Consider the following 22,518-nt stretch of genomic DNA (forward strand, 5'->3'; position numbering starts at 1 on the left):
GTGTCCTCCTCGGGGGACCCTCCGGGCCCCCGCTCGTCGGACCACCCAGGGGCCGGGCCCTCGCGACACCCGCGGGGACCCGGCCCCTGTCCGTTCCGCCGGAGGCGGCCCACTAGCGTTTCCCCCATGTCCCGCCGCGCGAAGATCGTCTGCACCCTGGGCCCGGCCACCAGCTCCCTCGAGCAGATCACCGCCCTGGTCGAGTCGGGGATGGACGTCGCCCGGCTCAACTTCAGCCACGGGGCGCACGCCGACCACGAGAAGGCCTACCTCCACGTGCGCCAGGCGTCGGACCGCACCGGCCGCGCCGTCGCCGTCCTGGCCGACCTGCAGGGCCCCAAGATCCGCCTCGGCACGTTCGCCGACGGCCCGGTCCACTGGGCCACCGGCAGCCGCGTCTGCATCACCGTCGACGACGTCGAGGGCACCGCCGAGCGCGTCTCGACCACCTACAAGGGCCTGGCCAACGACGCCCGCGTCGGCGACCGGCTGCTGGTCGACGACGGCAAGCTCGCCCTGTCGGTCGTCTCCGTCGACGGGCCCGACGTCTGGTGCCTGGTCGTCGAGGGCGGCGAGGTCTCCAACAACAAGGGCCTGTCGCTGCCCGGCGTCGCCGTGAGCGTGCCGGCGCTGTCGGAGAAGGACGAGGAGGACCTCCGCTTCGCCCTGCACCTGTCGGTCGACTTCGTCGCGCTGTCGTTCGTCCGCTCGCCCAGCGACGTCGAGCTGGTGCGCGACATCATGCGCCAGGAGGACGTGCACGTCCCCGTCATCGCCAAGCTGGAGAAGCCCGAGGCGGTGGCGAACCTGGAGGCGATCGTCGAGGCCTTCGACGGGGTCATGGTGGCCCGCGGCGACCTCGGCGTGGAGCTGCCGCTCGAGCAGGTGCCGCTGGTGCAGAAGCGCGCCGTGCAGGCCGCCCGCGAGCGCAACAAGCCGGTCATCGTCGCCACCCAGATGCTCGAGTCGATGATCACCAACTCGCGGCCCACCCGCGCCGAGGCCTCCGACGTCGCCAACGCCGTCCTCGACGGCGCCGACGCGGTGATGCTCTCCGGCGAGACCTCGGTCGGGCGCTACCCGATCGCGACGGTGCGCACCATGGAGCGGATCATCGACGCCGTCGAGAGCTCCGACGCGCGGGCCCCGGAGATCACCCGCCGGTCCCGGTCCCGCTCCGGTGCCATCGTCCGCGCGGCCCGGGACATCGGCGAGGCGCTCGACGTCAAGGCGCTGTGCACCTTCACCCAGACCGGCGAGACCACCCGGCGGCTGGCCGCGCTGCACCCCCGCCAGCCGCTGCTGGCCTTCACCGTCGACGGCCGGGTCCGCAGCCAGCTGGCGCTGTCGTGGGGCGTGGAGACCTTCCTCGTGCCCTCGGTGCAGCACACCGACGACATGGTCGAGCAGGTGGACTTCTCGCTGCTGTCCATCGGCCGGCTCCGGGTCGGCGACCGCGTCGTCGTCGTCGCGGGCAGCCCGCCGAACACGGTCGGGTCGACCAACCTCATCCGGGTGCACGAAGTCGGCACCGACTCGTGACCGGCGGCGGGACCCAGGCCGCCGCGCTGATGAGCGTCCTCGACCTCGAGGAGCGCTCGCCCGACGTCTTCGTGGGGCAGACCCCGACGACCACGCTGCAGCGCATCTTCGGCGGGCAGGTGGCCGGGCAGGCGCTCATGGCGGCCACGCGCACGGTGCCGGGCGAGCGCGGCGTGCACTCGCTGCACTCCTACTTCCTGCGGCCCGGTGACCCGCACGAGGAGCTGCGCTACACCGTCGAGCGGATCCGCGACGGCCGGTCCTTCTCCACCCGCCGGGTCATCGCCTGCCAGACCCGGCGCGGTGAGGACGTCGCCGTCTTCGCGCTGACCGCGGACTTCCACGCCGGCGAGCCGGCCGTCGTCACCCACTCCCGGCCGATGCCCGAGGTGCCGCGGCCCGAGGAGCTGCGGTCGCTGGCCGACCACGCCGCCGGGCACGGCGACCTGGCGGCCCCGGCGCTGGAGATCAGCCGGGCCGTGGAGCAGCGGCCGCTGGTCAACCCGTTCGCGCCGGAGCCGAAGACCCCGCCGGCCACCCAGTCGCACGCCTGGTTCCGGGTGGCCGGCCGGCTCCCCGACGACGCCGGGGTGCAGGCCGCGGCCCTGACCTTCGTCAGCGACCTGACGCTGCTGTCCGCGGGGCTGGCGCGGCTGGGCGGCGGGTGGGGCGGGCGCTACGTCGGCTCCAGCCTCGACCACGCCATCTGGTTCCACGCGCCGTTCCGCGCCGACGAGTGGTTCCTCTACGAGACCGACAGCCCGGCCGCATCCGAGGGCCGCGCGCTGTGCTTCGGCAACATCTGGACCGCCGACGGCCGGCACGTGGCCACGGTGGCCCAGGAGGGGCTCATCCGGTCACTGGGGGAGTAGCCGGGACGGCCTCGGCCGGCTCCGCCCCGGCCGGGGTCTCCTCCGGGGTCTCCTCCGGGGCCGCCTGCCGCTCGGCGGCCTGCTGCTCGGCCGCCGCCTGCTCGGCGGCGTGCCGCCGGGCCGCCTCCTCCTCGGCCGCCCGCCGCTCGGCCTCCTTGCGCTCGGCCTCGGCGCGGGCGCGCTCGGCGGCCTGCTCGGCGAAGTCGGCGGCCAGCCAGTCGTGGCCCTCGCACAGCAGCGCCCACGCCCGCTCGACGTGGGCCCGCGTCGTCGCCGGCGCGCCGATCGCCACCCTCAGCACCACCGAGCCGCGCACGGTCGTGTGGGTGAGGTAGACCTCGCCGCCGTCGTTGAGCCGTTCCAGCAGCGTCATGGTCGCGACGTCGGCGTCGACGTCGGCCGGCCAGCGCGGCCGCAGGCACACCAGCGACAGCGGGTGCGGGGTGGCGACGTCGAAGCGGTCGTCGGCGTCGGCCCAGCCGGCGAGCTCCTGCGCCAGCGCGACACCGGACCGGACGTGCGCGCGCAGCCCCTCGGCGCCGTACCAGCGCAGCACGGTCCACAGCTTGAGCGCGCGGAACCGGCGGCCCAGCTCGATCTGCCAGTCGCGGTAATCGACGACCGCGCCGGCCTCGGTGGCGGCGTTGCGCAGGTACTCGGGGAGGATCGACAGCGCGCCGGTGAGCGCCGCCCGGTCGGCGACCCAGAACAGCGTCGCGTCGAAGCCGGTGAGCAGCCACTTGTGCGCGTCGGTGGTGTAGCTGTCGGCCTCCTCGACGCCGGCCTGCAGGTGCCGCAGCTCCGGGGCGACGGCGCTCACGCCCGCGTACGCGGCGTCGACGTGCAGCCAGGCGCCGTGGCGGCGGCAGATCGCCCCGATCTCGGCGAGCGGGTCCACCGCGGTGGTCGACGTCGTCCCGACCGTGGCGCAGACCAGCACCGGCTCGAGCCCGCGGGCGGTGTCGCGCTCCAGCCGGGCGGCGAGGGCGGCCGGGCGCATCGCCAGGTCGCCGTCGACCTCCACGACCCGGATGGCGTCGGTGCCGAGCCCGGCGATCCGGACGGCCTTCTCCATCGAGGAGTGCGTCTCGGAGGAGACGTAGACCGTGTACTCCTCGGGCACCACGCCGTGCCGGACGGTGGCCCCGCCGCTGGCCCGGTGCAGCGCGGCGAGCAGGGCGACCAGGTTGGCCCCCGAGCTCGAGTCCTGGACGACGCCGCCACCGCTGCCCGTGGAGCGGAACGCCTCCGGCAGCCCGAGCAGGTCGGCCAGCCAGTCCAGGACGTGCTGCTCGAGCTCGGTGGCCGCCGGGCTGGTCACCCACGACATGCCCTGGACGCCCAGGCCCGCGGAGAGCAGGTCGCCGAGCACCGAGGGGCCGGAGGTGTTGGCCGGGAAGTAGGCGAGGAAGCCGGGGTGCTGCCAGTGGGTGACACCCGGCAGGACGACCTGCTCGAGGTCGGCGAGGACCGCGGAGAACGGCTCGCCCTGCTCGGGCGCCGACGGCGGGAGCGCCGCGCGGACGTCGCCGGGGGAGACCCGCGAGCGGACGGGGAAGGACTCGATGCGCGCCCAGTAGTCGGCGATCCAGTCGACCACCTCGTGACCGTGCTGCCGGAACTGCTCGGGGGTCATGTGGGGCACGGGCTCGCTCACCCCGACACCGTATGCGGTGCTCCCGGGATGACCGCGGGACGACGCCGGGACGAGAGCCGCCCTGCGGTGCGGTGGGAGGAGTGGGGGCCGGAGGCTCCCGCGAGCGAGCGCCGGGTGCGGCTCAGCGCAGGTCGGGGACGGCACGCGGTGGCGGTGTCGTCCGGAGGACGACGGTCGAACGGAGTGCCCCCGGTGCGACTCGAACGCACACTGCGCGGGTTTTGAATCCGCTCCCTCTGCCGATTGGGGTACGGGGGCAGGCGCCGCGACCGACGTCACGACCCGGTCAGCGTAACCGGGACGCCACTCCCGGCCGTCGTCGCTAGGCTCCTGCGCGTGAGCAGCGAGCCGACCCGGGTCCTCATCGCCGAGGACGAGGCCCTCATCCGCCTCGACCTCAAGGAGATGCTCGAGGAGGAGGGGTACGTCGTCGTCGCCGAGGCCGGGGACGGGCAGACCGCCGTCGACCGGGCCCGGGAGCTGACGCCGGACCTCGTCATCCTCGACATCCAGATGCCGGTCCTCGACGGGCTGGCGGCCGCCGAGCAGATCGCCTCGGCGCGGATCGCGCCGGTCATCGTGCTCACCGCCTTCAGCCAGCGCGAGCTGGTCGAGCGGGCGCGCGACGCCGGCGCCATGGCCTACCTGGTCAAGCCGTTCTCCAAGAACGACCTGGTGCCGGCCATCGAGGTGGCCCGCGCGCGGTTCACCGAGATCGCCGCGCTCGACGGCGAGGTGCGCACGCTCGAGGAGCGGCTCGAGGCCCGCAAGGTCGTGGAGAAGGCCAAGGGCCGGCTCATGGCCGAGCAGGGGATGACCGAGGCCGAGGCCTTCCGCTGGATCCAGCGCACGGCCATGAACGAGCGCACGTCGATGAAGGCGCTCGCCGAGCGGATCCTCGCCACGGACGGGGCTGCTGCGGAGGGTGCACCCTCCCGGGGGAACGCGTAACCCGGCCGGAACAGGCCAGGTCACGACCCCATCACGGTCTCAACCGTCCCGCATCTATACCCGCACCCAGCAGTTACGTTCACCGGACTGACGGGGCCCCGGCACGTCCGGGGCCCGCCGGACCGACGTACGACAACTGGGAGTTGCTGGATGCGCACGCGTACCTACGCCCGCAGCATCGCCGTCACCTCCGCCGCGCTCGTCGCCCTCACCGCGTGCGGTGGCGGGGACGACGGTGGCAGCGGCTCGGGCGGCGACGCCTCGGGCGGCGGCGAGAAGCAGGTCAACATCTACGGCACCGACGGCAACATGGGCAACGCCCTCGGTGAGGACTTCACCGACGACGGCGCGCTCGCCGGCATGCGGGGCACCACGCCCCTCACCGAGCTGGGCCCGGAGTTCACCGACCGGCTGCTCGAGGTGGACCCCAACCTGCAGGACTACAACTACGCCGGTGAGACCTACGACGCGGTGATCGTCACGGCGCTGGCCGCGCAGGCCGCCGGCACCAACGACGCCAACACCTTCAAGGCGTACGTCAACGGGATCACCACCGGCGGCGACAAGTGCACCGACTTCGCCGCGTGCCTGGAGATCATCAACAACGGCGGCAACGTCGACTACGACGGCATCTCCGGCCCGCTGGCCTTCACCGACGCCGGTGAGCCGGCGGCGGCCAGCTTCGGCCTGCTGCAGTTCGGCGACGACAACGCGCTGGACAACGACGCCACCGAGTACGTCATCGCCGGTGACGAGGCCAACGCCGCCACCGACGAGGGCCCGGCGTACGCGCCGGCCGGCACGACCGGCGGCCCGCTGGTCATCGGCACGCTGCTGCCGCTGACCGGCAACCTGGCCTTCCTCGGCCCGCCGGAGGTCGCCGGCGCCAAGCTGGCGGTCAACGACATCAACGCCGCCGGCGGCGTGCTGGGCCAGCCGGTCCAGCTCGTCGAGGGTGACTCCGGTGACGCCTCCACCGACACCGCCACCCAGACCGTGGACCGGCTGCTGCAGTCCGGCGTGAACGCGATCATCGGTGCCGCGTCCTCCGGTGTGAGCCTGACGGTCATCGACGCCATCACCGGCGCCGGTGTCCTGCAGTTCTCCCCGGCGAACACGTCCGACCAGTTCACGAACTACAACGACAACGGGCTGTACTTCCGCACCGCCCCGCCGGACACGCTGCAGGCCCGCGCCCTCGCGGACCTGATCATCGCGGACGGCAACAACACCGTGGGGATCCTCGCGCTCAACGACCCCTACGGCACGGGCCTGGCCGAGAACACCAAGAACAACCTGGTCAGCGCCGGCCTCTCCGAGGACGACATCGTCAGCGTGACGTACGACCCGCAGGCGGCGAACTTCGACGCCGAGGTCCAGCAGATGGCCGACTTCAACCCGGACGCGATCGTCGTCATCGGGTTCGAGGAGTCCTCGCGGATCCTGCAGGGCCTCAACGACCAGGGCGTCGGCCCGCAGCGGTGACCCCGCGGCGGTGAGGTAGTCACCATCCGGCAGCGGCCCGGTACCCCTCGCGGGGTGCCGGGCCGCTGTCGTGTGCTCAGCGCTGCAGCGACTGGCCCTCGGGCGCCCAGTCGGCCGGGCGCCCGCGGTGGTTGGAGAACTCCACCGCCCAGCGCCACCAGCTGCGGTCGGGCGCGTGCTCCCAGCGCAGCAGGACGCCGACCTCCCCGCCGGGCAGCAGCACCGGCAGGCCCCGGTGGCTCTCGTCGGGCCACACCTCGCTGCGCCGCAGGCCGCCGTCGGCCAGCTCGAGCAGCGTGACGGGGGAGTAGTCGCCGTCGCGGTCGGCGTCGCCGCGGGCCACGACGGTGTCGTCGTCGGCGGTGACCCGCACCGCCAGGCGGGCGGGCGCCGCGTGCACGAGCACGCGGGAGAAGCCGCCGGCGGTCAGCGCCCGGCAGAAGTCCAGGCCGTTCATGCCGCCGTCGCGGCCGCGCAGGTCCCAGGTCCAGTTCACGGACCGGCTCCTACCCACCCGGACCCCGGACGACGAGAGGCCGGCGCCCCGTCGAGGGACGCCGGCCTCGTCAGGGGCCCGCGGGCGGTCAGTGCGCCTTGGCGAGGGTCCCCAGGTAGAGCTCGATGACCTTCGGGTCGGTCATCAGCGACTGGCCGGTGTCGGTGTAGGCGTTGCGGCCCTGGTCGAGCACGTAGCCGCGGTCGCAGATCTGCAGGCACCGCCGGGCGTTCTGCTCGACCATGATGATCGAGACCCCGGTGGCGTTGATCCGCCGGCAGCGGATGAACACCTCGTCCTGGTAGGCGGGGGACAGGCCGGCCGACGGCTCGTCGAGCAGCAGCACCGACGGGTCCATCATCAGCGCCCGGCCCATGGCCACCATCTGCCGCTCGCCGCCGGACAGCGCGCCCGCCTTCCCCTTGCGCCGCTCGCCGAGCAGCGGGAAGAGGTCGATGACGTAGTCGAAGCGCTCCTTGAACGTCTTCGGCCGCAGGTAGACGCCCATCTGCATGTTCTCCTCGATGGTGAGCGAGGGGAACACGTTGTTGTTCTGCGGCACGTAGCCGACGCCCATGGACACCAGCCGGTGCGCCGGCGCGGAGGTGATGTCCTCCCCGCGCAGCTTCACCGACCCCGAGCGCACCGGGATGAGCCCGAACAGCGTCTTGAGCAGCGTCGACTTGCCGGCGCCGTTGGGGCCGATGATCCCGACGAGCTCGCCGTCCTGCAGGTAGAAGTCGGCGCCGCGCAGGATGTTGACCCCCGGCACGTAGCCGGCGACGAGGTCGTCGGCGCGCACCAGGGCGCCCTCGGCGAGGCGCAGGTGCTCCTCGCGGGTGGCGGCCTTCTCCGCCGGCGACAGCTCCGCGGCGCCCGCGGCGGCCTCCTCGGCGCGGGTGACGTCCTCGCCGGACTCGTCGACCCGGAACAGCGGCTCGCTCATCGGTCGGTCTCCCTGCGGGTGTCGGAGCCCAGGACCTCGCCGCCGCCGTGCTCCTCGGCGGCGATCTGCGCCTCGGCCTGGGCGAGGACCTGGTCCTCCTCCTCGACGGTCAGCGGGGCGTCGTGGTGCGCGCCGAGGTAGGCGTCGACCACGGCCTGGTTCTGGCTGATGGACTCGGGCGGCCCCTCGGCGATCACCCGGCCGGCGGCCATGACGACCACCCAGTCGCTGATGTCGCGGACGACGTCCATGTCGTGCTCGACGAAGATCACCGTCATGCCCTCCTCGCGGAGGTCCTTGACGTGCCCGAGCAGGCTCTGGGTCAGCGCCGGGTTCACGCCGGCCATGGGCTCGTCGAGCATGACGACCTTGGGGTCGCTCATCAGCGCGCGGGCCATCTCCAGCAGCTTGCGCTGACCGCCGGAGAGGGTGCCGGCGAACTCGTCCTTCTTGGCGTCGAGCTTGAACCGCCGGAGCAGGTCCATGGCCTTGTCGGTGTTGGCCTTCTCCTGCGACCGCCAGATGCCGGGCACGAGCGCCCGCAGGAAGCTCTCGCCGCGCTGGCCCTGGGCGCCGAGCAGCATGTTCTGCAGCACGGTGAGCCGGGACAGCGCCTTGGTGAGCTGGAAGGTCCGGACGACGCCGAGCCGGGCGACCTGGTGCGGCGCGAGCTTGCCCAGCGGCCGGCCGTCGAAGCTCCACGTGCCGGTGTTGGGCTGGTCGAAGCCGGTGAGCAGGTTGAACAGCGTCGTCTTGCCGGCGCCGTTGGGCCCGATCAGCCCGGTGATGCCGCCGCGCTGCACCTCGAGGTGGTCGACGGCGACCGCGGTCAGGCCACCGAAGGTCCGGGTGACCCCGTCGACGACGATCGCCGGGTCGGGCTTGGCGACGCCGACCTCCCACGGGATGTCGCGCAGCGCCGCCTGGGCCAGCCGCTGCGGGGCGCGGCCGGAGCCGCCCTTGTCCAGCGACGCCGCGTGGGCGCCGGTGGGCGTGTTGTCAGCGGGCATCGAGCATCACCTCTCGTCGGTCGCCGAAGATGCCCTGCGGCCGGAAGACCAACAGCAGCATGAGCCCGATCCCGACCAGGACGAAACGGATCTGCGCCACGTCCGTGGACGACAGCAGCCCCTCCGGGATGATCCCGTTGTCGATGAGGAGCCGCAGCCCGGTGTCGGCGAACTGCAGGATGAACAGCAGGATGATGGAGCCGACCACCGGCCCGAGCACCCGCGCGGCGCCGCCGAGGATCAGGGCGGCGTAGGCCAGGAACGTGTTGGCGTTCTGGTACTGGTCGGGGACGGCCGACCCGGTGCCGACGGCGTACACCATGCCGCCGAGGGCGCCGATGATCCCGCCCAGCACCAGCGCCTGCATCTTGTAGACGTAGACGTTCTTGCCCAGCGCGCGGACGGCGTCCTCGTCCTCGCGGATGGACTTGAGCACGCGGCCCCACGGGCTGCGCATGAGCGCCCAGACCAGCAGGCAGGACAGGGCCACGATCACCCACCCGACGAGGGTGACCCACAGCTCGCCGCCGGACCAGCTGGTGCCGAGGATGCGGTAGCGCTCGTTGGTCGCCCACGGGGCGAGGGCGATGAAGTCGCCGTTGAAGGCGGACAGGCCGCGGGTGCCGTTGGTGACCGGGGTGGCCGACACCGAGCGGAACAGCAGCCGCAGCCCCTCCGCCGTCGCGATGGTCGCGATGGCCAGGTAGTCCGCGCGCAGCCGCAGGGTCGGCAGGCCGAGCAGCAGGGCCAGGACGACGGCGGCGGCGAGGCCGACGACCACGCCCACCCAGAAGGGCAGGCCCCACTGGCTCACCGAGATGGCGATGCCGAAGCCGCCCAGCAGGGCGAAGGCGATCTGCCCGAAGTTGAGCAGGCCGGCGTAGCCGAACTGGACGTTGATGCCGATGGCGAGCAGCGCGAAGAAGATCGCCTGGAACCCGAGGCCGGCCTTGAGGGCGACGGCCAGGGCGTCGATGAGGTCGCCCATGGGTTCAGCCGATCCGGACCCGGCTGCCCAGGATGCCCTGGGGCCGGATGACGAGGATGACGATCAAGAGCAGGAGCCCCCCGACGTACTTGACGTCATTCGGGATGACGAGGGTCGACATCTGGACGAACACACCGACGATCAGGCTGCCCACCAGGGCGCCGTAGGCGGTGCCGAGGCCACCGAGGGTGACCCCGGCGAACATCAGCAGCAGCAGACGGAAGCCCATGTCCCACTGCACCTGGTCGGACAGGCCCAGCAGCACGCCGCCGAGGGCGGCCAGCGCGCCACCCATCATCCAGACCACCAGGATCACGCGGTTGACGTCGATGCCCGACGAGGCCGCGAGGTCGCGGTTGTCGGCGACCGCGCGCATCGCCTTGCCGATCTTGGTGCGCTGCAGCATCAGGGCCACCAGCACCAGGACGACGATCGAGACGACGATCGAGATCAGCGCCCGGTTGGTCAGCGTGAACAGGCCGTAGTCGACGGCCCGGCCGGTGGACACCTGGTACGGGCTGGACCGGCCGCCGTAGATGATCTGGATGAGGTAGCGCAGCAGCAGCGACAGGCCGATGGACACGACCAGCGCGGCGACCAGGCCGGTGCCGCGGCGGCGCAGCGGCCGCCACAGCGCCAGCTCGTTGAGGGCGCCGACGGCCGCGCCGACCACCATCGCGATCACCGTCGCCGCGATGAGCGGGACACCGCCCGACACGTTGACGTACCAGGCGGCGACGGCGCCGATGGTGACCAGCTCGCCGTGCGCGAAGTTGGTCAGCCCGGTGGTGCCGAAGATCAGCGAGAGACCGACGGCGCACATGGCGATGAGCAGGCCGAAGCGGATCCCGTCGACCAGCAGCTGGACGGCGCGGACGGTGCTGCCGCCCTCGCCGCGGCTGCCGTCCTCGAGGCCGATGATCACCGGCTCCCGCCGGCCGGTGTCGACGGTGACCGCGCGGTTGTCCGCGCCGGCGAGCTCGACGCCCTCGGGCAGGTCGTCGCCGTCGATGGTGACGACGTAGTCGCCGGGGCCGGGCAGGTCGACCGACCAGCGCCCGTTCTCGTCGGTCTCGACGGTGTCGACCTCGTCGCCGGCGGCGGTGGTGACCGTCACCTGGACGTCCTCGATCGGGCCGGACCGGCTGGTCTGCAGCGTGCCCAGCACCTGCTCGCCCTCGGCGTTCGCGACCCCGGGGACCAGGACGGCGAGTCCGGTGGCGGCGACGAGGACCAGCAGGAGTCGCAGCAGCACCCCGCGGACGACGCTCCGGCGCCCCGGGCGGATCGCGCTCCGGTGCAGCTCGGGCCGCCCGGCAGTGGCTGACGGGTGCCTCACACAACCTCCCAGGTCGTGGCAGTGGAGGCGTGACGGTAACCCAGGCGTGTTGCGTCCCCGTTCCCTCGTCGCCGCACTGTGACCGAAGCGCGACGCGCCGACGCACCCGTCCTGGTGATCACTCCCGTCCCAGGACCGGCGCGTCGGCGTGGCCGCGGGCGGCGGGAGGTGCACGCTCGGCGGCGCCGTCCAGGGAGGGCTCACGTGTCTGCTACCGGCCAGCGGTCCCGCGTCGTCACGCGCACGGCGCGCCCCGACGACCTGCCCGCCGTCCTCGCCCTGGTGCGCCAGCACCGCGCCGAGGCGCACGCGGAGGGCGTCCTCACCGGGCAGACACCGGGGGCGGCCGCGGCGGCGGGCTTCCGGCGGCTGCTGGCCGACCCCGCGCACCGGGTGGTGCTCGCCGTCCTGCCCGGCGCCAACGCCGCGACCGCGGCCACCGTGGGCGAGGTCGCCGTCGGCCTGGCCGTGCTGGGGCTGGACCCGCTGTCGGCGGTGCTCGGCGTCCCGCAGGTCACCGTGGACAACCTCGTCGTGCACCGGGACCACCGCCGGTGCGGGGCCGGCGCCGCGCTGCTGGCCGCGGCCGCCGACCACGCCGCGGAGGTGGGCGCCGAGCACGTCGTCGCCGCGGTCGGCGGGCACGAGGCCGAGCGGCAGCGGTTCTTCGCGCGGATGGGCTTCGCGCCGCTCACCACCCGCCGGATCGTGCCGCGGGAGACGCTGGCCCGGTCGCTGGCCGCCTGGCAGCGCGGCGGCGTCCCGCTGCCCCGGCCGCCACGACGTCGTCCGGTGTCCCGGGCGGTGCCGGCCCTGGGCGCCTGATCAGGCGGGGAGGATCGCGCAGGTCAGCCGCGCGGTGGCGGTGGTCCGCCCCCGGTCGTCGGTGACCTCGATCAGGAACGTCGACAGCGTGCGGCCGACGCGGGCCGGCGTGCAGACGGCGGTGACCGTGCCCGACGTCGCCGCGCGCAGGTAGCTGGCGTTCAGCTCCACCCCGACGGCCTTCCTCCCCGGGCCGGCGTTGAGCATCGCCGCCCAGGAGCCGATCGTCTCGACCAGCGAGCACGTGGCCCCGCCGTGCAGCAGGCCGAAGGGCTGCTGGTTGCCCTCCACCGGCATCGTCGCCACCAGCCGGGCCGGGTCGTAGTCGACGATCGTGATGCCGAGCTTGTCGTCGAGCGGGCTGCTCGCGCTGGGCGCCAGCCAGTCCGGGGGAGCGGAGGTCACGCCGGGCACCGTAACGGCGGGCGGGCCGGCCCTCCGTGCGGGGCCTCGGAACCGTGGGCGGGCGCACCTAGGATCGTGCGCGATGTCCGCTCCGGTGACCACCCCCGCGCCCACCGCCCCCTCGAGTCCGGGGACGCGGCCGCGGCTGCTCCTCCTCGACGGGCACTCGCTGGCCTACCGCGCCTTCTTCGCGCTGCCGGTGGAGAACTTCTCCACGACGACGGGCCAGCCGACCAACGCCGTCTACGGCTTCACGTCGATGCTGATCAACGTGCTGCGCGACGAGCAGCCCACCCACCTCGCGGTGGCCTTCGACGTCGGCCGGCAGACCTTCCGCAGCGAGATCTACGCGGAGTACAAGGCGAACCGTTCCGAGAGCCCCACCGACTTCCGCGGGCAGGTCAGCCTCATCCAGGAGGTGCTCGCCGCGCTGCGGGTCCCGGTGATCACCGCGCCGGGCTACGAGGCCGACGACGTCATCGCCACGCTCACCGTGCAGGCCGTCGAGCAGGGCATGGACGTGCTCATCTGCACCGGCGACCGCGACGCGCTGCAGCTGGTCAACGAGCACGTCACCGTGCTGTACCCGCGCAAGGGCGTCTCGGACCTCACCCGGTTCACGCCGGAGGAGGTCGAGGCCAAGTACGGCCTGACGCCGCAGCAGTACCCGGACTACGCCGCGCTGCGCGGGGACCCGAGCGACAACCTGCCCAGCATCCCGAGCGTGGGGGAGAAGACCGCGGCCAAGTGGGTCCGCGAGTACGGCTCCCTCGACGAGCTGGTGGACCGGGTCGACACGGTCAAGGGCAAGGTGGGCGAGAAGCTGCGCGAGCACCTGTCCTCGGTGCTGCAGAACCGGCGGCTGACCGAGCTGGACCGGCAGGTCGCGCTGGAGCTGGGCCCGCAGGACCTCGCCGTCCGCGCGTGGGACCGCAACGAGGTGCACACCCTCTTCGACAACCTGCAGTTCCGGGTGCTGCGCGAGCGGCTGTTCGCCACGTTGAGCAGCGCCGAGCCCGAGGTCGAGGGCGGCTTCGACGTCACCGCCGACGACGTCCCGGCCGGCGGGCTGTCGGCGTGGCTGGACGCGCACGCCCGCACCGGGCGGACCGGTGTGATCTTCCGCGGCACCTGGGGGCGGGGGACCGGTGAGCTGGCCGGGCTGGCGCTGGCCGCCGCCGACGACCACGCCGTGTTCGTCGACTGCGGCCCCGACCTCGACGTCGCCGACGAGCAGGCGCTGGCCGACTGGCTGGCCGACCCGGCCGCCGAGAAGGTGGCGCACGACGTCAAGGGCCCGCTGCTGGCGGTGTGGGCGCGCGGCTGGGACCTGCAGGGCCTGGCCAGCGACACCGCGCTGGCCGCCTACCTGGCGACGCCGGGGCAGCGCTCCTTCGACCTCGGCGACCTCTCGGTGCGCTACCTCAAGCGCGAGCTCAGGGACGCCGCCGAGCCCGCGGGCCAGATGACCCTCGACGGGCTGGGCCCGAGCGAGGCCGACCTCGCCGCCGAGGCCGCGCACGCCGACGTCGTCAAGGCGGTCGCGGTCAACGACCTCTCCGACGCCCTCGAGCAGGTCCTCGCGCAGAAGGGCGGGGACCACCTGCTCGCGGGGATGGAGCTGCCGCTGACCCGGGTGCTCGCCCGGATGGAGCTCCGCGGCATCGCCGTCGACACGGACCTGCTCAGCGAGCTGCAGCGCGAGTTCGCCGAGGGCGTGGCCGCCGCGGCCGCCGAGGCGTACGCCGTCATCGGCCGGGAGATCAACCTCGGCTCGCCCAAGCAGCTGCAGGCGGTGCTGTTCGACGAGCTGGGCCTGCCGAAGACCAAGAAGATCAAGAGCGGGTACACCACCGACGCCGACGCGCTCACCGGCCTCCTCGCCCAGACCGGGCACCCGTTCCTCGAGCACCTGATGCGCCACCGGGACGTCACCCGGCTGCGCACGGTCATCGACGGGCTGATCCCGATGGTCGACGACGCCGGCCGCATCCACACGACGTTCCAGCAGACGATCGCCGCCACCGGCCGGCTGTCCTCGATCGACCCGAACCTGCAGAACATCCCGATCCGCAGCGCCGAGGGGCGCCGGATCCGGCAGGCGTTCGTCGTGGGCCCCGGCTTCGAGTCGCTGATGACGGCCGACTACAGCCAGATCGAGATGCGGATCATGGCCCACCTGTCCGGGGACGAGGGGCTCATCGAGGCCTTCACCTCCGGGGAGGACCTGCACTCGTTCGTCGCCTCGCGGGCCTACGACATCCCGATCGGGGACGTCGACCCGGAGATGCGGCGCCGGATCAAGGCGATGAGCTACGGCCTGGCCTACGGGTTGAGCGCCTACGGGCTGGCGACGCAGCTGCGCATCTCCACCGAGGAGGCGCGCGAGCAGATGCACGCCTACTTCGAGCGCTTCGGCGGGATCCGCGAGTACCTCGACGGCGTCGTCGAGGAGGCCCGGCTGCGCGGCTACACCGAGACCACCCTCGGCCGGCGCCGCTACCTGCCCGACCTCACCAGCGACAACGGGCAGCGGCGGCAGATGGCCGAGCGGATGGCGCTCAACGCCCCGATCCAGGGCTCGGCGGCCGACGTCATCAAGGTCGCGATGCTCGGCGTCGAGCGGGCGATCGAGGCCGAGGGGCTGCGCTCGCGGATGCTGCTGCAGGTGCACGACGAGCTCGTGCTCGAGGTGGCGCCGGGGGAGCGGGAGGCGCTGGAGGCGCTGGTCCGCCGCGAGATGTCGGGGGCCGCGCAGCTGTCGGTGCCGCTGGAGGTCTCGGTCGGCGTCGGCCGCAGCTGGGACGCCGCCGCCCACTGACCCTCGACCTCGAGCAGAGGGTCAGGTGCCGGCACGAGCGGCCCCGGTGCAGGGGCCCGCGCCGAGCCTGCGAGGCGTGGGGGGCACCGGGGCCCTTCAGCGAGGGCGGTGCGCGACCAGGACCAGCGTGCCGGGGACGAGGGCGCCGCGGGCCGGCGACCACTGGCCCCACTCCTGCGTGCGGCCCGGCGTCCACTCCGGCTCGACCAGGTCGTCGAGGACCAGGCCCGCCCCGACGACGGCGCGCACCCAGTCGCCGACCGTGCGGTGGTGCTCGACGTAGACCGTCCGCCCCTCGCCGTCGGTCTCCACGTAGGGCCGGCGGTCGAAGTAGGACGAGACGACCCGCAGGTCCCCGGGGTCGGGGGAGTCCGGCAGCGGCCAGCGGAACGGGTGGTTGACCGACGCGGCGAACCGCCCGCCCGGGCGCAGCACCCGCGCCACCTCGGCCAGCGCCCCCTCGACGTCGGCGACGAACGGCAGCCCGCCGAACGCCGAGCAGACGACGTCGAACGACCCGCCGGCCAGCGGCAGCGCGCCGACGTCGGCCTGCAGCAGCGGGACCGCGATCCCGGTGCCGCGGCCGAGCTCCGCCGCGCGGGCGAGCATCCCGGCCGACAGGTCCAGCGCGACGACGTCGGCCCCGGCCCGGCGCAGCCACCGCGCGCACGGCGCCGAACCGCAGCCGACCTCGAGCACCCGGCGGCCGGCGACGTCGCCGAGCAGGTGCGCGTCGGCCTCGCGCAGCCCCTCCGGGCACCACAGGAAGTCGACGTCGCCGAGGTCCTCGCCGTGCTCGGCGAGGTAGGCCGGCGCGGCGGCGTCCCACCAGCCGCGGTTGGCCCGGACCGACTCGGCGGACCCGGCCGGCCGGCGTTCGACGCCCCCGGCCGCGGGGTAGCCGTCGGGCCCGAGGGGGAGCGCGGGCGGCGGCATCATGACACGCCCAGCGTGACACGCCGCGGCGGATCGGCAGAGGTCGCCCACCCGGTGGACCCCGGTGCGCGCGCGTCCGTACCATGGGGGTGCGCCAGAGGTCTGTCAGTGCTGTTACCCGCAAGGGATCGGCGCGCGCCGGCTCTCCCCGCTCCCGCGGTCACCCGGCCGCGGTCCACCTGTCCCTACGCATCCCCCGTCCGGAGCACTCGACCACATGACCTCCACCCAGGTCCGTCCCGACAGCACCCCCCAGATCGCGGTGAACGACATCGGCACCGCCGAGGACTTCCTCGCCGCGATCGACCAGACGATCAAGTACTTCAACGACGGCGACATCGTCGAAGGCGTCATCGTCAAGGTCGACCGGGACGAGGTGCTGCTGGACATCGGCTACAAGACCGAGGGCGTCATCCCCTCGCGCGAGCTGTCCATCAAGCACGACGTCGACCCCAACGAGGTCGTCAAGGTCGGCGACGAGGTGGAAGCTCTCGTCCTCCAGAAGGAGGACAAGGAAGGCCGCCTGATCCTGTCCAAGAAGCGCGCCCAGTACGAGCGCGCCTGGGGCACGATCGAGGCCAAGAAGGAAGCCGACGAGGTCGTCACCGGCACCGTCATCGAGGTCGTCAAGGGCGGCCTCATCCTCGACATCGGCCTGCGCGGCTTCCTCCCCGCGTCGCTGGTCGAGATGCGCCGTGTCCGCGACCTGCAGCCCTACGTGGGCCGCGAGCTCGAGGCGAAGATCATCGAGCTCGACAAGAACCGCAACAACGTCGTCCTCTCCCGCCGGCAGTGGCTGGAGCAGACGCAGTCCGAGGTCCGCAGCGAGTTCCTCAACAAGCTCGCCCGCGGTCAGGTGCGCACCGGCGTCGTCTCCTCGATCGTCAACTTCGGTGCGTTCGTCGACCTCGGCGGCGTCGACGGCCTCGTGCACGTCTCCGAGCTGTCCTGGAAGCACATCGACCACCCGTCCGAGGTCGTCGAGGTGGGCCAGGAGGTCACCGTCGAGGTCCTCGACGTCGACCTCGACCGCGAGCGGGTCTCCCTGTCGCTGAAGGCGACGCAGGAGGACCCGTGGCGCCAGTTCGCCCGCACCCACCAGATCGGCCAGGTCGTGCCGGGCAAGGTCACCAAGCTGGTGCCCTTCGGTGCGTTCGTCCGGGTCGACGAGGGCATCGAGGGCCTGGTCCACATCTCCGAGCTGGCCGAGCGCCACGTGGAGATCCCGGAGCAGGTCGTGCAGGTCGGCGACGAGATCCTCGTCAAGGTCATCGACATCGACCTCGACCGGCGCCGCATCAGCCTGTCGCTCAAGCAGGCCAACGAGGGCGTCATCGGCGACGAGGAGCAGTTCGACCCGGCCGCCTACGGCATGTCCGCCTCGTACGACGAGCAGGGCAACTACATCTACCCCGAGGGCTTCGACCCGGAGACCGGCGAGTGGCTCGAGGGCTACGAGGAGGCCCGGGAGACCTGGGAGCGGCAGTACGCCGAGGCCCAGGCCCGTTTCGAGGCGCACCGGAAGCAGATCGCCGAGGCCCGCGCGGCCGACGCGGAGGCCGCGGCCGGGGGCAACTACTCCTCCGGCGGTGACGCCCCCGCGGACACCACCACCGGTGGCGGCGGCACCCTGGCCAGCGACGAGGCGCTCGCCGCGCTGCGGGCCAAGCTCGCCGGCGGGGAGTGACCCGCTGACCGTGCGCTGACGGTCTGAACGAACGACGGAGGCCCAGGACCTGCGAGGTCCTGGGCCTCTGTCGTGCGCGCACCGGGTGGCGCAGAGGGGTGCCCGCCCGCCGTCCCCGTCCGGGCGGGCACCCGGTCCGATCAGCCCCCGTCCGCCGACGTGCGGCGGAGGGGCGCTCCCTCAGAGGCTGAGGATGATCGCGAAGGCCGAGCGCGGGCGGCCGCCGGCCGCGGCCAGCGACTGCCAGGTGTGGCGGCCGGCCGGGGCGGCGTCGAGCAGCCAGCGGAGGAACGCCCCGCGGCGCGAGGGCTCGGCCTGCTGCAGCGCCATGCGGGCGCGGACGGCGGGGATGTCGGCCACCCGGATCCCGCCTGCACGCTCCGCCCGGTGCCGGCCCGGGGTGCGGGGACCGGCGGGGACCGTCGCGACGGCGGTACGGGGCTGCGACATCGGGCTGCCTGCCTTCCTCGGCTGCGTCCCCCTCCATGGGGAACCGACGGGGCGGACGTTATGAGGAGTGACGGGTGTGACTGGTGCGACGCGCCGGACACGGGGGACGGGTGTTACCCGTCCGTGACCGCGGTCCGCGCGCTCGTTACCGTCCGTCCGTGCTGCGGATCGGGTTGACCGGCGGGATCGGGTCGGGGAAGAGCACGGTGGCCGCGCTGCTGGCGGCCCGCGGGGCGCTGGTCGTGGACGCCGACCGCATCGCCCGGGAGGTCGTGGAGCCCGGCACGCCGGGGCTGGCCGCCGTCGTCGACGCCTTCGGGCCGGAGGTGCTCACCCCCGAGGGCGCGCTGGACCGCCCGGCGCTGGCCGCGGTCGTCTTCGCCGACCCGCAGGCGCGGGCGCGGCTGGACGGCATCGTGCACCCGCTGGTGCGTGCCCGGGCCCTGGAGGTCGTCCAGGCGGCTGCCGAGGACGCCGTCGTCGTCCAGGACGTCCCGCTGCTGGTGGAGACCGGCCAGGCCGGCGCGTACGACCTCGTGCTGGTCGTCGAGGCCGACCTGGACACCCGTGTCGCCCGGCTGGTCCTGCGCGGGCTCACCGAGGACGACGCGCGCGCCCGCATCGCCGCCCAGGCCACCGACGAGCAGCGCCGGGCGGTGGCCGACGTCGTCCTCGACAACAGCGGCGCCCCCGAGGCGCTCGCCGCCCAGGTGGAGCGGTTCTGGGAGGAGCGGGTGGCGCCGGCGGTGGGGGAGCGGCGGTGAGCGCCCGCCCCGCCGGCGCGGGGTGACCGGCCCCGGGAACGACGAGAGCCCCGGACCGCTGGGGTCCGGGGCTCTGCGTGCTGGTGGGCGATACTGGGTTCGAACCAGTGACCTCTACCGTGTCAAGGTAGCGCTCTACCACTGAGCCAATCGCCCGAGTCCGGCCTGCCGACCGGCCCGCTCCACGCGCTCGGCGAGGAGCCGAGGTGGAGACGGGATTTGAACCCGTGTAGACGGCTTTGCAGGCCGTTGCCTCGCCTCTCGGCCACTCCACCGCACACACGGGCGCCGGTCTCGCGACCAGCGCCCGAGGTCCCGAGCGGACGACGGGATTCGAACCCGCGACCCTCACCTTGGCAAGGTGATGCTCTACCAACTGAGCCACGTCCGCGTTGCTGTGTTCTGTTGTGTCGTTCTGTTGTGTCGCTGTCGTGCAGGGAGAACCATACCCGACCCCTGGCGGGGGTTTCACGGGGGGTCCCCCCGGGGTCACCGCGCCCCGGGGTCGGCCCCGCCGCCGGACAGCAGCGCGGCCAGCTCGTCGTCGACGTCGAGCGCCGCCGTCTCCTGCCCGGAGGGCACGAGCTCCTCGGTGCGCTGCAGGAACGCGGCCACCGTGGCGCGGGACAGCTCGAACAGCGCCTCCCCGGACGGGGCGCGCAGGTGCAGGTACAGCACGTCACCGCTGGTGCGGGCCGGCCAGATGCGGACGTCGCCGTCGCCGGCCGGCCGCTCGAGCCCGGCGGCGAGCAGCTCGCGGCCGAGCAGCCAGGTGATGCCGTCGTCGGCGCCCTCCCCGCCCTCGCCGAAGCCGATCCGCACCGCGAAGGGGTCGTGCACCGCGTAGGAGAGGGCGGCCGGCACCTCGGTCCACGAGGTCGGTCCGACCAGGTACAGCGTCGTCGGGACGGAGTACCCGGACGGGGAGCGGTGTGCCATGTCGCCTCGATCCATGCAACGTGTAACGACGAGCGGAGTCGGATGTTGCGCCGGCCTGTTGTCGGGCGTGTCGCCACGGCCGGCCGGCCGCGGCGGTCATCTTCCCGACCGGTCCGCGCGGTCCCGCCGGGTTCAGGGGCGGCGACCATCCGGGGATGCCCCTACCCGGCGTGGTGAACCGTGATGCGCGGTGTTGCGAATGCGACGTGTGACCATGGGAACCGTGACGCGTCCGGCACGACGTCCGGAGGGCGACCCCGGTGACCTGGACCTCGTGGCGCGCGTACGGGCGGGCGACCGGGGTGCCGTGGACGACCTCTACGACCGGTTCCGCCGGCCGGCGTTCGCGCTGGCCAGGCGGGTGCTCGCCGACGACACCCTCGCCGAGGACGTCGTCCAGGACGTGTTCCTCACCGTCTGGCGCGACCCGCACGCCTACGACGGCGCCCGCGGCAGCTTCTCCGCCTGGCTGATGGCGATGGTCCACCACAAGGCCGTCGACGCCGTCCGCCGGGAGGAGTCGCACCGCCGCCGCCGGGCCCGCGCCGAGGACGACCTCGCGCTGAGCGCCCCCACCAGCGCCCGCGACGTCGAGGACGAGGCGTGGGACCGGGTGGTGTCCGAGCGGGTGCGCACCGCGCTCGGGGCGCTGCCCGACGCCCAGCGGGAGGCACTCACCCTCGCCTACTACGGCGGGTACACGCAGCGGGAGGTCGCGGCCCTGACCCGCGCGCCGCTGGGGACGGTGAAGACCCGCATGCTGGCCGGCATGCGCCGGCTGAAGGAGGAGCTCGGCGGGGTCGCCGGGCCCACCGCCGGTGGCGCGCTCAGCGGTCCCGCCGCGGTCGACGGAGGTGCCCGGTGAGCCCGCGCCCCGACTCCCACGAGCCCTTCGACGAGCTCGCCGTCGGGTGGGCGCTGCACGCGCTCGAGCCCGAGGACGAGGCGCTGTTCGGCGCCCACCTGCCCACCTGCCCGCGGTGCACCCGGACCGTCGCCGAGACCGCCGACGTGATGGCGGCGCTGGCCACGGACCTGCCGCAGGCCGAGCCGGACGACCGGCTGCGCGAGCGGCTGCGGGCCGCGGTCGAGGAGACCGAGCAGCTCCCGCCGCCGGCCGGCGTCGACCCCGCGGCCCCGGCCGCGGCGCCCGTGCCGCCGCCGGCGCCGGACACCCCCGGCGGCCGCCGCCGCACCGACCGTCCCGTCGCCACCGGCTTCCCCGGCTACGTGCCCGTGCCGGGGGAGCCCGCGCCGGACCCGCGCCCGGTGTGGCGGCGGGTGCTGCCCAACGCGCTGGTCGCCGCGGCCGTCGCCGCGATCCTGGCGCTCGGCACGTGGAACGTCGTGCTGAGCTCCGCCCGGGACGACGCCCGCGCCGCCGCCGCGGAGCAGCAGCAGGTCCTCGAGGCGCTGCTGCAGCCGGGCCGGGCGACCATCGCCCCCGTCCAGGACGGCGACGGCGACCCGGTGGCCACCGTCGTCGCCCGTGACGCGCAGCTGGAGGTCGTCGCGCACGGCCTGCGGGTCAACGACAGCCGCGACAGCGTCTACGTGGTGTGGGGGGTGGTCGACGACGCACCCGTGGCGCTCGGCACCTTCGACGTCGTCTCCCCACGGACCGACCTCCGGACCGTAGGCTCCGCCTCGACCGGTCTCGACGACTACGCGGCGTACGCGATCAGCATCGAGCCCGGGCGGCAGGCTCCGGCGGGACCGTCGGACGTGGTGGCGAACGGGCAGGTGACCAGCTGAGCGGACAGGACACGGTGCCGCCGCCCCCGCGGGAGCGGCGGGCACGCCCGACCGCGGAGCAGCGGCGGGAGCACTTCGACCACGACGGCGTCCACAGCCTGCGCGAGCGGGTCGCGGAGTCCCGGTGGCGCCGGCGCCTGGCCGCCCGCCGCTCGGTCGACCACGCCTACCGGATGGTCGTCGGCATCGTCGGCGGCCTCGTCGTCGCCGTCGGCCTGGTCACCATCCCGCTGCCGGGGCCCGGCTGGCTCACCGTCATCGCCGGCCTGTTCGTGCTCGCCACCGAGTTCACCTGGGCCGAGCGGCTGCTGGAGTTCACCAAGCGGCACGTCAAGGCCTGGACCGACTGGCTGGGCCGCCAGCCGGTGTGGGTGCGCCTGGGCATCGGCGTCCTGACGGCGGCGTTCGTCTACGGCGTCCTGGTCGTCACCCTGCACGTCACCGGCGTTCCGGACTGGGTGCCGGGGTGGGTGCCCCTGTGGCGCTGACCGTCTGGCATCATGGACGGCGCAACGGGCGATTGGCTCAGTGGTAGAGCGCTTCGTTCACACCGAAGAGGTCACTGGTTCGAACCCAGTATCGCCCACCGGCACGAGAGGGCCGGGCTCCCGACGGGGGCCCGGCCCTCTCGTCGTGAACGGAGGGAACGG

Annotated in this window: 21 protein-coding genes and 5 tRNA genes; 12 read left to right on the forward strand and 14 right to left on the reverse strand. The window is 73.7% G+C overall.

Annotated features, from left to right (window positions below):
- The first annotated feature begins 126 nt into the window (after positions 1 to 126).
- The gene (gene pyk / locus ACI8AR_RS03935; RefSeq protein ID WP_457049812.1) at positions 127 to 1,542 is read left to right on the forward strand and encodes a pyruvate kinase; all 1,416 of its coding nucleotides are present in this window, start codon (positions 127 to 129) and stop codon (positions 1,540 to 1,542) included.
- Positions 1,539 to 2,414: an acyl-CoA thioesterase gene (locus tag ACI8AR_RS03940; protein ID WP_456938858.1), complete on the forward strand. Its 876-nt coding sequence runs from the start codon at positions 1,539 to 1,541 to the stop codon at positions 2,412 to 2,414. The genes pyk and ACI8AR_RS03940 overlap by 4 nt, the downstream gene beginning before the upstream one ends.
- Here the strand turns inward: ACI8AR_RS03940 and ACI8AR_RS03945 are convergent.
- Both ACI8AR_RS03945 and ACI8AR_RS03950 read right to left on the reverse strand, forming a co-directional pair.
- Positions 2,392 to 4,071: an aminotransferase class V-fold PLP-dependent enzyme gene (locus tag ACI8AR_RS03945; protein WP_457049813.1), complete on the reverse strand. Its 1,680-nt coding sequence runs from the start codon at positions 4,069 to 4,071 to the stop codon at positions 2,392 to 2,394. The two genes, ACI8AR_RS03940 and ACI8AR_RS03945, sit on opposite strands and share 23 nt — an antisense overlap.
- A 184-nt stretch (positions 4,072 to 4,255) precedes the next feature.
- Positions 4,256 to 4,329 (reverse strand) — tRNA-Leu (locus ACI8AR_RS03950).
- A 78-nt stretch (positions 4,330 to 4,407) separates the two neighbouring features.
- Here ACI8AR_RS03950 and ACI8AR_RS03955 point away from each other — a divergent pair.
- The gene (locus ACI8AR_RS03955; RefSeq protein WP_457049814.1) at positions 4,408 to 5,022 is read left to right on the forward strand and encodes an ANTAR domain-containing response regulator; all 615 of its coding nucleotides are present in this window, start codon (positions 4,408 to 4,410) and stop codon (positions 5,020 to 5,022) included.
- A gap of 150 nt (positions 5,023 to 5,172) precedes the next feature.
- On the forward strand, positions 5,173 to 6,507 hold the full coding sequence (locus tag ACI8AR_RS03960; protein WP_457049815.1) for an ABC transporter substrate-binding protein: 1,335 nt from the start codon (positions 5,173 to 5,175) through the stop codon (positions 6,505 to 6,507).
- A 76-nt stretch (positions 6,508 to 6,583) separates the two neighbouring features.
- Here ACI8AR_RS03960 and ACI8AR_RS03965 read toward each other — a convergent pair whose 3' ends face one another.
- The 5 genes from ACI8AR_RS03965 to ACI8AR_RS03985 form a co-directional block, all read right to left on the reverse strand.
- Complete coding sequence (locus ACI8AR_RS03965) at positions 6,584 to 7,003, reverse strand: DUF7712 family protein (RefSeq protein WP_457049816.1); 420 nt, start codon at positions 7,001 to 7,003, stop codon at positions 6,584 to 6,586.
- Between the two features lie 88 nt (positions 7,004 to 7,091).
- Positions 7,092 to 7,949, reverse strand: a complete 858-nt coding sequence (locus tag ACI8AR_RS03970) for an ABC transporter ATP-binding protein (protein WP_456938862.1) — start codon at positions 7,947 to 7,949, stop codon at positions 7,092 to 7,094.
- Positions 7,946 to 8,959, reverse strand: coding sequence for an ABC transporter ATP-binding protein (locus tag ACI8AR_RS03975; protein ID WP_457049817.1), 1,014 nt, complete (start codon positions 8,957 to 8,959; stop codon positions 7,946 to 7,948). Before ACI8AR_RS03975 ends, ACI8AR_RS03970 begins: the two co-directional genes overlap by 4 nt.
- Positions 8,949 to 9,947 carry a branched-chain amino acid ABC transporter permease gene (locus tag ACI8AR_RS03980; RefSeq protein ID WP_457049818.1) on the reverse strand — a complete coding sequence of 333 codons (999 nt, stop codon included), beginning with the start codon at positions 9,945 to 9,947 and terminating at the stop codon, positions 8,949 to 8,951. Before ACI8AR_RS03980 ends, ACI8AR_RS03975 begins: the two co-directional genes overlap by 11 nt.
- Before the next feature lie 4 nt (positions 9,948 to 9,951).
- Positions 9,952 to 11,202: an ABC transporter permease subunit gene (locus ACI8AR_RS03985; protein ID WP_457049819.1), complete on the reverse strand. Its 1,251-nt coding sequence runs from the start codon at positions 11,200 to 11,202 to the stop codon at positions 9,952 to 9,954.
- Positions 11,203 to 11,490: 288 nt separating this feature from the next.
- Here ACI8AR_RS03985 and ACI8AR_RS03990 point away from each other — a divergent pair, with 288 nt between their 5' ends.
- Positions 11,491 to 12,111: a GNAT family N-acetyltransferase gene (locus ACI8AR_RS03990; RefSeq protein ID WP_457049820.1), complete on the forward strand. Its 621-nt coding sequence runs from the start codon at positions 11,491 to 11,493 to the stop codon at positions 12,109 to 12,111.
- On the opposite strand, the gene ACI8AR_RS03995 is transcribed toward ACI8AR_RS03990, so the two are convergent.
- Positions 12,112 to 12,516, reverse strand: coding sequence for a PaaI family thioesterase (locus tag ACI8AR_RS03995; protein WP_456926715.1), 405 nt, complete (start codon positions 12,514 to 12,516; stop codon positions 12,112 to 12,114).
- An 82-nt stretch (positions 12,517 to 12,598) separates the two neighbouring features.
- On the opposite strand from ACI8AR_RS03995, the gene polA reads away from it, so the two are divergent.
- A complete protein-coding gene (gene polA / locus ACI8AR_RS04000) occupies positions 12,599 to 15,337 on the forward strand; it encodes a DNA polymerase I (RefSeq protein WP_457049821.1) in 2,739 nt (912 codons plus the stop codon).
- Positions 15,338 to 15,433: 96 nt separating this feature from the next.
- Here polA and ACI8AR_RS04005 read toward each other — a convergent pair whose 3' ends face one another.
- The gene (locus ACI8AR_RS04005; RefSeq protein WP_457049822.1) at positions 15,434 to 16,276 is read right to left on the reverse strand and encodes a class I SAM-dependent methyltransferase; all 843 of its coding nucleotides are present in this window, start codon (positions 16,274 to 16,276) and stop codon (positions 15,434 to 15,436) included.
- Between the two features lie 214 nt (positions 16,277 to 16,490).
- On the opposite strand from ACI8AR_RS04005, the gene rpsA reads away from it, so the two are divergent.
- Entirely contained in the window at positions 16,491 to 17,960 is a 1,470-nt protein-coding gene (gene rpsA / locus ACI8AR_RS04010) for a 30S ribosomal protein S1 (protein WP_457049823.1), read from the forward strand.
- 180 nt (positions 17,961 to 18,140) lie between these two features.
- On the opposite strand, the gene ACI8AR_RS04015 is transcribed toward rpsA, so the two are convergent.
- The gene (locus tag ACI8AR_RS04015) at positions 18,141 to 18,320 is read right to left on the reverse strand and encodes a hypothetical protein (protein ID WP_456939011.1); all 180 of its coding nucleotides are present in this window, start codon (positions 18,318 to 18,320) and stop codon (positions 18,141 to 18,143) included.
- Between the two features lie 248 nt (positions 18,321 to 18,568).
- Between ACI8AR_RS04015 and coaE the strand changes: the two genes are divergently transcribed.
- Entirely contained in the window at positions 18,569 to 19,174 is a 606-nt protein-coding gene (coaE, locus tag ACI8AR_RS04020; RefSeq protein ID WP_457049824.1) for a dephospho-CoA kinase, read from the forward strand.
- An 81-nt stretch (positions 19,175 to 19,255) separates the two neighbouring features.
- Here the strand turns inward: coaE and ACI8AR_RS04025 are convergent.
- The 4 genes from ACI8AR_RS04025 to ACI8AR_RS04040 form a co-directional block, all read right to left on the reverse strand.
- Positions 19,256 to 19,330 (reverse strand) — tRNA-Val (locus ACI8AR_RS04025).
- Positions 19,331 to 19,378: 48 nt separating this feature from the next.
- Positions 19,379 to 19,449, reverse strand: a tRNA-Cys gene (locus tag ACI8AR_RS04030).
- A gap of 43 nt (positions 19,450 to 19,492) precedes the next feature.
- Positions 19,493 to 19,565 (reverse strand) — tRNA-Gly (locus ACI8AR_RS04035).
- 98 nt (positions 19,566 to 19,663) lie between these two features.
- Positions 19,664 to 20,113, reverse strand: a complete 450-nt coding sequence (locus tag ACI8AR_RS04040; RefSeq protein WP_457049825.1) for an SsgA family sporulation/cell division regulator — start codon at positions 20,111 to 20,113, stop codon at positions 19,664 to 19,666.
- Positions 20,114 to 20,327: 214 nt separating this feature from the next.
- On the opposite strand from ACI8AR_RS04040, the gene ACI8AR_RS04045 reads away from it, so the two are divergent.
- The 4 genes from ACI8AR_RS04045 to ACI8AR_RS04060 all read left to right on the forward strand — a co-directional run bounded on the left by ACI8AR_RS04045 (position 20,328) and on the right by ACI8AR_RS04060 (position 22,454).
- Entirely contained in the window at positions 20,328 to 20,978 is a 651-nt protein-coding gene (locus ACI8AR_RS04045) for a sigma-70 family RNA polymerase sigma factor (protein WP_457049826.1), read from the forward strand.
- Positions 20,975 to 21,868: an anti-sigma factor domain-containing protein gene (locus ACI8AR_RS04050; protein ID WP_457049827.1), complete on the forward strand. Its 894-nt coding sequence runs from the start codon at positions 20,975 to 20,977 to the stop codon at positions 21,866 to 21,868. Before ACI8AR_RS04045 ends, ACI8AR_RS04050 begins: the two co-directional genes overlap by 4 nt.
- 14 nt (positions 21,869 to 21,882) lie before the next feature.
- Positions 21,883 to 22,356, forward strand: a complete 474-nt coding sequence (locus ACI8AR_RS04055) for a TIGR02611 family protein (protein ID WP_456939016.1) — start codon at positions 21,883 to 21,885, stop codon at positions 22,354 to 22,356.
- Between the two features lie 26 nt (positions 22,357 to 22,382).
- A tRNA-Val gene (locus tag ACI8AR_RS04060) sits at positions 22,383 to 22,454 on the forward strand.
- The last annotated feature ends 64 nt before the right edge of the window (positions 22,455 to 22,518 follow it).

This window comes from Geodermatophilus sp. SYSU D01036, from assembly GCF_054050435.1.

Excerpts from the sequence above, each read along its gene's own strand:
- ACI8AR_RS03970 (WP_456938862.1), bottom strand. The coding sequence starts at position 7,949 with ATGAGCGAGCCGCTGTTCCGGGTCGACGAGTCCGGCGAGGACGTCACC.
- ACI8AR_RS03960 (WP_457049815.1), top strand. The coding sequence starts at position 5,173 with ATGCGCACGCGTACCTACGCCCGCAGCATCGCCGTCACCTCCGCCGCG.
- polA (WP_457049821.1), top strand. The coding sequence starts at position 12,599 with ATGTCCGCTCCGGTGACCACCCCCGCGCCCACCGCCCCCTCGAGTCCG.
- ACI8AR_RS03975 (WP_457049817.1), bottom strand. The coding sequence starts at position 8,959 with ATGCCCGCTGACAACACGCCCACCGGCGCCCACGCGGCGTCGCTGGAC.
- ACI8AR_RS03980 (WP_457049818.1), bottom strand. The coding sequence starts at position 9,947 with ATGGGCGACCTCATCGACGCCCTGGCCGTCGCCCTCAAGGCCGGCCTC.
- ACI8AR_RS04005 (WP_457049822.1), bottom strand. The coding sequence starts at position 16,276 with ATGATGCCGCCGCCCGCGCTCCCCCTCGGGCCCGACGGCTACCCCGCG.
- ACI8AR_RS04045 (WP_457049826.1), top strand. The coding sequence starts at position 20,328 with ATGGGAACCGTGACGCGTCCGGCACGACGTCCGGAGGGCGACCCCGGT.
- ACI8AR_RS04040 (WP_457049825.1), bottom strand. The coding sequence starts at position 20,113 with ATGGCACACCGCTCCCCGTCCGGGTACTCCGTCCCGACGACGCTGTAC.
- pyk (WP_457049812.1), top strand. The coding sequence starts at position 127 with ATGTCCCGCCGCGCGAAGATCGTCTGCACCCTGGGCCCGGCCACCAGC.
- rpsA (WP_457049823.1), top strand. The coding sequence starts at position 16,491 with ATGACCTCCACCCAGGTCCGTCCCGACAGCACCCCCCAGATCGCGGTG.